Source organism: Actinoplanes sp. NPDC048791 (assembly GCF_040650095.1).
In the GTDB taxonomy this organism is placed as follows: domain Bacteria; phylum Actinomycetota; class Actinomycetes; order Mycobacteriales; family Micromonosporaceae; genus Actinoplanes.
In genome coordinates this window covers 1-7469 of the sequence record NZ_JBEZGQ010000365.1, presented here as the reverse complement: position 1 = coordinate 7469, position 7469 = coordinate 1, and the positions used below count along the sequence as shown (strand labels likewise).

Below are 7469 nucleotides of genomic sequence, written 5' to 3'. Positions count from 1 at the left end.
CCGGAGCCGGCGAACCCGCGTTCGGGCCCGTCCCGCCGACCTCCGAGTACGTCGACCCGTCGGCCGCAGGCAAACCATCGTCCGACCCGGCGGCCGCGGGCGCGCTGCTCGACGCGGCCGGCTGGGCGCCCGGCGCGGACGGGATCCGGGCCAAGGCCGGCCAGCAAGGGGCGTTCACGCTGATGTACCCGGCCGGCGACAGCCTGCGCAAGGAACTCGCCCTGGCCGTGACGGCAGACGCCAAGAAGATCGGCATCAAGGTCAGCCCGGAGGGCCTGACCTGGGACGCCATCGACACCCGGATCACCAAGGACGCACTGCTGATGGGGTTCGGCACCCCGTACGATCCGGACTTCGTCTCCTACAAGCTGTTCGGGTCGAAGTTCGCCGCGAAGGGCTACTTCAACCCCGGCAGCTACAAATCCCCGATCGCCGACAAGGCCCTGCAGGACGGCCGTGACCAGGCCGACCCGGCCAAGCGCAAAGCCGCCTACGCCACGTTCCAGCAGCAACTGGCCACCGATGCGCCGTGGGTGTTCCTCACCTATCTGAAGCACACCTATGTGGTGAAGGCCGGTATCACCGGAGTCAGCCCGCGGGTCGAGGCGCACGAACACGACGTGGCCAACAGCCTGTGGTGGAACATCAACACCTGGACCCGCACGTGAACCGACGCGGGATCGCCGGCGCGGGTGCGGTGATCCGCCGCCGGCTGCTGGTCGCCATTCCCGTCCTGATCGCCACCAGCATCGGCATGTTCCTGCTCGGCGCCGCCTCACCGATCGACCCGGCCAAGCAGTACGCCGGCGCGGCGGCGTTCACCGCCACGAGTGAGAACCTCGACCAGATCCGCGCGAACTGGGGCGTCGACGACCCACTGCCCGTCCAGTACGCCCGCTGGGCCGGCAACCTGCTCCGCGGCGACCTCGGCTGGTCGACCAGCCGCCACGAACCGGTCACCGCGGTCCTCGGCGCACGGGCCGGCTGGACACTGTTGCTGGTCAGTACCGCCCTGGCCCTCGTCCTGGTGACCAGCCTCGTGCTGGGCACGCTGGCCGCGTACCGCAGGGGTGGTCTTTTCGATCGCGGCCTGCGGGCCGCGGCCTACGCGGTCGAGGCCATGCCGGTGTTCTGGCTCGGTCTCGCCGCGATCGCGGTGTTCGCCCTGACCCTGGGCTGGCTGCCCGCCGGCGGCCTGACCGAGGTCACCGCCACCACGACCACCGCGGCCGACGTCGCATGGCACCTGATCCTGCCCGTCGGCGTGCTGGCGATCTCGCAGGCGCCGTGGTTCCTGCTGTTCGTCCGCGACTCGGTCACCGAAAGCCTGCGCGACGACCATGTCCTCGCGGCGAGAGCCCGCGGTCTGCCCGGCCGGACGGTCCTGTTCGGACACGCGTTGCGGACCGCTCTGCTGCCTTTCCTCACGCTGATCGGCACGCACCTGCCCGAGCTGGTCGGCGGTGCGGTGCTCGTGGAGACGGTGTTCTCCCTGCCCGGCCTGGGCGCGGTCACCGTGCAGGCCGCCCTGGGCAGCGACTTCCCGCTGCTCGCCGCGGTCACCCTGGCCACCACCGCCGTGGTGCTGACCGCGAACCTGCTCACCGACCTTGCCTACACCGCCGCCGACCCCCGGGTGCGCCTCGATGGCTGAGCTGACCATGCGCCGTACCCGGATGCCGCGACCCGCCATCACCGTGGCCTCCGCCGTGCTGGTGTCGGCTGTGGCCGTCTGCCTGCTCGCACCCGTGCTGTGGCCGCTGGATCAGAGCGCGGTCGACCTCGCCCAGACGCGGCTGGCGCCGTCGTGGGCGCACCCGGCCGGCACCGATGACCTCGGCCGCGACGTCGCCCACCGCACCCTGTACGGCCTGCGGGTCTCGCTGCTCGTCGGAGTCGTCGCTGCCCTGGTCGCCACGCTGATCGGCGGGGTCGTCGGCGGGATCGCCGGCACGCTGGGCGGCCCGGTCGACCGGCTGCTCATGCGGATCGTCGACACCGTCGCCGCGCTGCCGCACCTGCTGCTGGGCATCTTCATCGTGGCGATGCTGCGGCCCAGCCTGGGAGCGGTCGTCCTGTCGGTCGGGCTGACCCATTGGCTGTCCACCGCCCGGATCGTGCGCTCCGAGCTGCTGAGCCTGCGCACCCGGCCGTTCATCGACGCCGCCATCAGCGGCGGCGCCGGCCGGCTGCGGGTGCTGACCCGGCACCTGCTGCCGCACGTGCTACCGAAACTGGCCCTTGCCACCACGCTGATGGTCCCGCACGCCGTCTGGCACGAGACCGCCCTGTCGTTCCTCGGCCTGGGCCTGCCGCCGCACCTGGCCTCGCTCGGCAACATGATCAACGACGGTCAGGGCTCGCTGCTGACCGGCGCTTGGTGGGCCAGCCTCATGCCGGGCCTGGTCATCGTGATCGTCACCCTGGCCCTGGCCGCGGTCGTCGCCCGCTGGCGCGACCGCCTCGACCCCCGCGTACGGGCGGAGCTGCAACTGTGACCACGACCGTGCGGACGTCCTCGCTGCTGGCGATCAGCGACCTGACCGTCCGGTTCCGGCTGCCCGATGCCACTGTGCACGCCGTGACCGACATCGACATCGCAGTGGCGCCGGGCGAGCTGCTGGCCGTCGTGGGGGAGTCCGGCTGCGGAAAATCCGTCCTGGCCCACGCCCTGCTCGGTCTCCTGCCGGCCAACGCCACAGTCACCGGCAAGGCCGTGCTGCGCGGCGGCGACAAACCGGTCGACCTGCTCGCCGCCGACGAGAAGACTTTGGCCCGTACGGTCCGAGGACGCCGCATCGGTCTCGTCCCGCAAAGCCCGGCAACGGCGTTGACCCCGGTACGCACCGGCCGGCATCTACTGGAAGAAACCTTGCGCGCCCACGGCCAGGCCCGCAAGCACGCCGAGGCGGTAGCCGCCGGAGTCGGACTCACCCCGGCCGACCTCGACCTCTACCCGCACGAACTCTCCGGCGGCATGGCCCAGCGCCTGGCCACCGCGCTGGCGCTGGCCCCGGATCCGCCGCTACTGCTGGCCGACGAACCGACCTCGGGCCTCGACCGCCCCCTGATGGACGGCACCCTGGACCTGCTGCGGGCCCGCTGCGACCAAGGATCAGCCGTCATCCTGATCACCCACGACCTGGCCGCGGCAGAACGCGTCGCCGACACCGTCGCAGTCATGTACGCCAGCCGTATCGTCGAGCACCGACCCGCCACGGAGTTCTTCGCCGGCCCCCGGCACCCGTACGCCCACGCCCTGCTCGACGCCCTGCCCGACCGCGCCTTCACACCGATCCCCGGCCACCCACCGATGCTGACCGCTCTCCCGGCCGGCTGCGCCTTCGCGCCTCGCTGCACCCGTGCGCGCCAGGACTGCGGCAGCCAGCCCGGCCCCGAACCGGACCAGCGAGGCCAGCTGGCCTGCCACCACCCGATCGGGGACCGCCGGTGATCGCCGCTGAGGGCATCACCGTCGCGTACGGCCGCCGCCGGGTCCTCGACGGGGTGTCGCTGAGCGTCGGGCGGGGTGAGACGGTCGGGCTACGCGGACCGTCCGGCACGGGAAAGTCCACCCTGCTGCGAGTCCTGGCCCTTCTGCACAGCCCAGTCGCCGGCACGATCAGTATCGACGGCACGGCGATCACCGGCACCCGGTACGCGGTCCCGGCCGCCGTCCGCACCCGCATCGGTGTGCTGTTCCAGAGCCCCCGCGCTGCCGCCGATCCCCGGCTGTCGCTGGCCGACCTCATCGCCGAACCCCTGCGCGTCGCCCGACAGCCGCGTGAGACCGTCACCAGGCGGATCGCCGAACTCGCCGACACGGTCGGACTGACCGCGGACCTGCTGACCCGCCGCCCACACGCGGTCAGCGACGGCCAGCTACAACGCGCCTGCCTCGCCCGGGCCTTTGCCCACACACCGGACTACCTGCTCTGCGACGAGGCCACCACCATGCTCGACGCGGCCACCCAGGCGCTGATCGCCACTGTGATCACCGACTACCAGCAACGCCACAACGCCGGCGTCCTGATCGTCACCCACGACCCCGCGCTGATGACACGCTGGGCTGACCGCACGCTCGATTTGGCCGACCTGTCGGCCGTCGCCCGCTGATGCTCGAGACCTACACCGGCCCGCTCCTGCCGCCGACTCTGCTCGACGAGATCACCGGCGTCTATGCGCAGGTGTTCAGCGCCCCACCTTGGTACGAGGACACCGCAGCAGCGCAGGCATTCCGGCAGCGGCTGACCAACGACGCCGGACGGGACGGCTTCCGGGCGGTCGTCGCCCGCACCGGCACCCGGGTCGACGGTTTCGCAACCGGCTGGCTCACCCGCATCCCGCTACCGGACGAGCGGGCCTATCCCCGGGTCGTCAGGCACCTCGGTCCGGACCGTACGCAGCTGTTGCTCGACAAGGCCTTCGAGGTCGAAGAACTCGCCGTCGTGCCCACCGCACGTGGGCGGGGACTGGGTCGGCGCCTGCTGCACTTGATCACTCAGACCGCACCCCAGAGCCGGGCCTGGCTGCTGACCGCGCGCCATGCCACCGACACTGTGGCGTTCTACCAGCGCATGGGCTGGCACGAAGTCGACCCGCTGCCGCATGCCGGCAACGACATCGTCGTGTTTCTCGCACCACAGCATCCGCAAGCTGCGGGTTGAGGCGGGGCGTCCCGGCGCGAGGATCATCGCGGTGCCGGGACACCCCGTCCCAGACGGTGCGGTGTCGACGCCACACCCCATGTCCGCGGTGACGGGTCACGGCCAAGCAACACCTACCCCGAACAAACGCCATCCTGCCGTAGTTGCCAATAGTTTGCAATAAGGATGTCAGGTGGGCGGACCGGTCGCGGATGCGGCAGCGATGTGCAAACTCAACTACTGCTGCTGCGCCCCGACCCGTGGCGTACCGGCCTGATCGCGCTCCTCATTGCGATCCCCGTCATCCCGCTGATCGCCGTCGCCCTGGCGACCGCCGCCGGCACTGTCGCCACCACCGGCCGACTGATGCGCCGGCTACCAGAGGCCGGACCCGGCCGCGCCCTGACCGCTATGGCAACTGTTCTCAACCTGACCCTGACCGGTGACCTGCTCGTCATCGGCGTCGCCGCGCATGCCGCCGCACTCACCGGAGCCCTCGCGGTCATCGCGATGGCCGGCAGCCTGATCCGCATCGGCTGCAGCGTGCGAACCCTCGTCCAGACCCGCGCACTGCGACACCGGCTGCCCCGCTGATCGTCGTGCGCCACCGCACGACCATTTGAGCCGTCGCCGACGGGTGTGCCGGGGTCGCGTGAACAACATCGGCGAACGGCCGCGTCAAACCTCGTGGTGACCGCCCGCCGGACCGCCATCGACCATGGCGAGATCTGTTCAGGCACTGCCTCGTGCACCTGTATCAGGTCGCATCATCGAGCGATCGGCGCGTGCGCAAGGCGTTCGGCGATCCGCGGCCCGATCGGCCCGACCGCCCCGCATGCCACATCGCGCGAGAAACAAGCTCAGATCCTCTCCACCCTTGACGGGGCTGCCGGCCGGCGCCGCGCCGGGTCCGGTCGCCCACCCGGCACCTGACGTGTTGACCGATGCGCGCTTCGGCTCGTCGGCATCCGTCGCCGGGGGCCGCTGTCGCTACGCCGCCAATGATCGAACTGGGCCTCGAGCGAGGTCAGGGGAGTGGTCGGCAGAGCACCGGACGGGCCGGCAAGACAGCCAGCATCGCCACATTCTGACGCGGCTCTTGCATCCGGTACCCGGGTACAGGCTTACCGTCGTGTGGACGGTGTCGGTGGGACGCCGGATCACTGCTTCGAGGAGCCTGCGATGTCCATCGCTATTCCTGACGCCTGCACGCTGCCGACGGCTGAGCGGCCGCTGCGGCTGGCCGAGTTCGATGCGTTGTTCGCCACGGCGGTCCGCCGGGCCGACCGGGTCGGCCCGACCCGGGCCCGGCTGCGGCTGACCGGACCGGCCGGGCTGGGAGCGACGGTACGGGATCTGACCGCCCGGGAGACCGCGTGCTGTTCGTTTTTCACCTTCACGGTGACGCCCGAGCCCGGCGCTGAGGGTGAGGCGCTGATCCTCGATGTCGAAGTCCCGGCGCAGTACGCCGACGTGCTGGCATCCCTCACCGACCGGGCCGGCACGATCGCAGAAGGGCGCAGGTCATGACCGGGGCGCTGCTGGACCTGGCCGAGTTGTCCGTCCGCGCCGACGTGCCCGTCGAGCGGTTGCGCCACTACGCCGAGGCCGGGCTGCTGCCACCGGCCCACCGCGACGGCGACCGGGTCGGGTACCCGCCCGGTGAGGCGAGCACCGCGCGGATGCTGGCCGGTGCCGAAGGGCTCGGCCTCGACTCCGGCACGCTCACGACGCTGGCCGCCTCATGGCGCGCCGGCGACTGCGTCAGCACCCAGCAGCGGCTGGCAGCCGCGATCACCGCCCGGCTCGGCCAGGTGCAGGCCGATATCGCCGAACACAACCGGCAGGCCGTCGAAGCCGGCCCGGGCACCGCCGGCTGGGCTACGACGCTCGACGGGAGCGCGTCGTTGACCGAGGAGGCGGCCCGGCTGCAGGCCGTGTCGGTCGCTCTGACGGACGCAACGCATGCCGGGCCGTGCGGGGACGACTGCGGCTGCACGACCGCCCTCGTGGCGGCGGGCACGACGTACCACTTCCCGCACGAGCCCACTTCTGGCGCGGCGGCGCTGGCCTGTGACCTGGTTGCCGACGGTGGCGACACGCACGACCGGATCGGCGTGTGGCAGCAGGTGCTCACCCGCGTCGAAGGCCGCGACCCGCTTCCGGACACACCCGGCGGCGTGGCGTTGCGGTTCCCGTTCGACATCGACCTCGCCGGCACCCTGGCCCGGCTCGCCGCCGCGGAGTACCGGTGCTGCTCGTTCGGCAGTTACACCCTGGTTGTCGATGGCACCGGCCTGCGGCTGGAGGTCCGCATGCCCGGCGAAGCCGCAGGCATGCTGGCCGCGGTCGTCGGCCTGCCCGGTACGGAGGTCCGTGATGCAGCAGATCGGTCGTGACGAACTGAGCGCCCGGCCCGCCGGGCTGCGCACCGGTGAGGTCGCCGAACAGGCCGGCGTGAACATCCAGACGCTGCGGTACTACGAACGCCGGGGGCTGCTGGCCGAACCGCACCGCTCGAACGGCGGGCACCGGCTCTACCCACCCGACACCGTCGCCCTGCTGAACGTGATCAAGGCGGCGCAACGGCTCGGGTTCACCCTCGACGAGGTCGCCGACCTGCTCGACGCGGGCCGGCGCCGGCACCCGAGCCCGGACCTGCGCGAGCGGGCCATCACCAAGATCGCCGAGATCGACCAGAAGATCGCCGACCTGGCCACCATCCGCACCTCGCTGACCGAGGTCGTCGACGCGCGGTGCGACAGCCTCACCAACTGCACCTGCGCCGACTGCCCGATCCCGTTCCTCACCATCGGCACCGCC

10 protein-coding genes are annotated in these 7469 nt (G+C 71.6%); all 10 read left to right on the top strand.

Annotated features, from left to right (window positions below):
* The coding region (locus tag AB0C29_RS24520; RefSeq protein ID WP_360824261.1) for an ABC transporter substrate-binding protein at positions 1-668 on the top strand (668 nt) is incomplete at its 5' end.
* A complete protein-coding gene (locus AB0C29_RS24515; protein WP_360824257.1) occupies positions 665-1654 on the top strand; it encodes an ABC transporter permease in 990 nt (329 codons plus the stop codon). The genes AB0C29_RS24520 and AB0C29_RS24515, both read left to right, overlap by 4 nt.
* Complete coding sequence (locus AB0C29_RS24510) at positions 1647-2498, top strand: ABC transporter permease (protein WP_360824254.1); 852 nt, start codon at positions 1647-1649, stop codon at positions 2496-2498. Before AB0C29_RS24515 ends, AB0C29_RS24510 begins: the two co-directional genes overlap by 8 nt.
* Positions 2495-3454 (top strand): ABC transporter ATP-binding protein, encoded by a 960-nt coding sequence (locus tag AB0C29_RS24505; RefSeq protein WP_360824251.1) that lies wholly within the window; start codon positions 2495-2497, stop codon positions 3452-3454. The genes AB0C29_RS24510 and AB0C29_RS24505 overlap by 4 nt, the downstream gene beginning before the upstream one ends.
* Positions 3451-4116, top strand: a complete 666-nt coding sequence (locus tag AB0C29_RS24500; RefSeq protein ID WP_360824248.1) for a dipeptide/oligopeptide/nickel ABC transporter ATP-binding protein — start codon at positions 3451-3453, stop codon at positions 4114-4116. The genes AB0C29_RS24505 and AB0C29_RS24500 overlap by 4 nt, the downstream gene beginning before the upstream one ends.
* Positions 4116-4667 carry a GNAT family N-acetyltransferase gene (locus tag AB0C29_RS24495; RefSeq protein WP_360824245.1) on the top strand — a complete coding sequence of 184 codons (552 nt, stop codon included), beginning with the start codon at positions 4116-4118 and terminating at the stop codon, positions 4665-4667. The genes AB0C29_RS24500 and AB0C29_RS24495 overlap by 1 nt, the downstream gene beginning before the upstream one ends.
* 204 nt (positions 4668-4871) lie before the next feature.
* Positions 4872-5240: a hypothetical protein gene (locus tag AB0C29_RS24490; RefSeq protein ID WP_360824242.1), complete on the top strand. Its 369-nt coding sequence runs from the start codon at positions 4872-4874 to the stop codon at positions 5238-5240.
* A 588-nt stretch (positions 5241-5828) separates the two neighbouring features.
* Complete coding sequence (locus AB0C29_RS24485) at positions 5829-6176, top strand: hypothetical protein (RefSeq protein WP_360824239.1); 348 nt, start codon at positions 5829-5831, stop codon at positions 6174-6176.
* Entirely contained in the window at positions 6173-7045 is an 873-nt protein-coding gene (locus AB0C29_RS24480) for a hypothetical protein (protein ID WP_360824236.1), read from the top strand. The genes AB0C29_RS24485 and AB0C29_RS24480 overlap by 4 nt, the downstream gene beginning before the upstream one ends.
* The coding region (locus tag AB0C29_RS24475) for a MerR family transcriptional regulator (protein ID WP_360824233.1) at positions 7026-7469 on the top strand (444 nt) is incomplete at its 3' end. The genes AB0C29_RS24480 and AB0C29_RS24475, both read left to right, overlap by 20 nt.

Coding starts and splice junctions, on each gene's coding strand:
- AB0C29_RS24485 (WP_360824239.1), top strand. CDS start 5,829: ATGTCCATCGCTATTCCTGACGCCTGCACGCTGCCGACGGCTGAGCGG.
- AB0C29_RS24510 (WP_360824254.1), top strand. CDS start 1,647: ATGGCTGAGCTGACCATGCGCCGTACCCGGATGCCGCGACCCGCCATC.
- AB0C29_RS24495 (WP_360824245.1), top strand. CDS start 4,116: ATGCTCGAGACCTACACCGGCCCGCTCCTGCCGCCGACTCTGCTCGAC.
- AB0C29_RS24480 (WP_360824236.1), top strand. CDS start 6,173: ATGACCGGGGCGCTGCTGGACCTGGCCGAGTTGTCCGTCCGCGCCGAC.